Origin of the sequence: Methylobacterium sp. WL6, assembly GCF_008040095.1 — a bacterium.
Lineage (GTDB): Bacteria > Pseudomonadota > Alphaproteobacteria > Rhizobiales > Beijerinckiaceae > Methylobacterium.
On the sequence record NZ_VRVH01000564.1, the window covers coordinates 1 to 1,301 of the forward strand.

At 77.9% G+C, this 1,301-nt stretch carries 2 protein-coding genes and 1 pseudogene; all 3 read right to left on the reverse strand.

Annotated elements, in window-relative coordinates:
• Positions 1–258: pseudogene (locus FV230_RS28390) on the reverse strand (DUF1109 family protein); the annotation flags it as partial.
• Positions 251–820 carry a sigma-70 family RNA polymerase sigma factor gene (locus FV230_RS28395; protein ID WP_147844732.1) on the reverse strand — a complete coding sequence of 190 codons (570 nt, stop codon included), beginning with the start codon at positions 818–820 and terminating at the stop codon, positions 251–253. The pseudogene FV230_RS28390 and the gene FV230_RS28395, both read right to left, overlap by 8 nt.
• Before the next feature lie 171 nt (positions 821–991).
• Positions 992–1,301, reverse strand: a 310-nt coding sequence (locus FV230_RS28400; RefSeq protein WP_147844733.1) for a DUF1223 domain-containing protein, incomplete at its 5' end; no start/stop codon positions are given.

Sequence of the window (1,301 nt, forward strand, 5' to 3'; positions counted from 1 at the left end):
GGGCACGCTCGTCATGAAGGCGGCGAGCGCGGCCGCGACCGCGGTGAGACCGGCGCCGAGGGCGGCCACGCGCAGGTCCGGCGTGGCGAGGCGGATGCGCAGGCCGTCCATGTCGGCCATCGGCATCAGGATCGCGGCCAGCGCCAGCACCGCCGCGAGCCAGGCCGCCGCGCGCCAGGCCGGCGGGCTGAGCCGGCGCACCGGCGCGAGGCCGCCGACGAGGTCGTCGACCAGGGACTCGTGCACGGATTCAGACATCGCCGCCCTCCTTGTCCCGGGCCAGCGTCCCGCGCAGCGCCTTCAGGGCGCGGTGCAGGTTCACCTTCAGCGCGCCCTTGCTGCGGCCGGTGAGCGCCGCCGCCTCCTCGAGCGAGCGCTCGGCATAGGCGAGCTGCTCCACCGCCTGCCGCTGCCCGTCCGGCAGCGCCGCGACGGCCCGCGCCAGCGCGGCGTTGCGCTGGTCGGCCTCGATGCGCATGCCCGGGGCGGGGCCGGCATCGGCGTGGGCCTCGTAGGCGAGAGGATCGTGCACCTCCTGCGGCCGGCGCCCGGCCCGGCGCAGCCGGTCGATCGCCCGGCGCTGGGTGATGGCGCGCAGCCACGGCAGGAAGGGCCGCGCCGGGTCGTAGCTCGCCCGCGCCTTGTGGATCGTCAGCAGCGTGTCCTGCACCACGTCGTCGACCGCCTCGCCGCGCACCCCTTGCGCGCGGGCGATGCCCGCGATCACCGGCAGGCAGGCGTTGAGCAGCCGGCGATAGGCCGCCGCATCGCCCCCCTGCGCCGCGGCCATCGCCGTCGCCAGACTGTCCTCGAGCGCCATCGCCGCCCTGTCGCCGCGTCGTGTCCCGGACCCTAGCGCAACGCGGCCCCCGGGGGAACGCGCCGGCAGCGGTGGAACCGGGCCGATGGCGGGCAGGTACATCGGCAAGCCTCGCGGGAGACGTCGGGCGCCCATCGCCCGCGCTCGTCTTCGCCGAGGAACGCGCGACGGTTACGCTCGGGCGGCCGGCCCGAGCCGCGCCGCGCCGAGGATCCGCCCGTCGGCGCCCTGCACGATCACCGCGGCGTCGGCGCCGGCCGGCAGCGGCACTTCCAGCGTCGCCGCCTGCCCGGCCCAGCGGCCGATCTCGGACACGGCGCGGACGATGTTGGCCTGGGCGAGGGTGCGGCCGGCATTCTCGCCGCGGGCGACCCGGGTGGCGTGGCTCGGATCGAACCCGACCAGCGTCACGGTGCCGGCCCCGCGCCCGGCGCCGAGCGTGACGACGAGGGCGTCGCCGCCGCCGAGGCGCCGGTGGCGC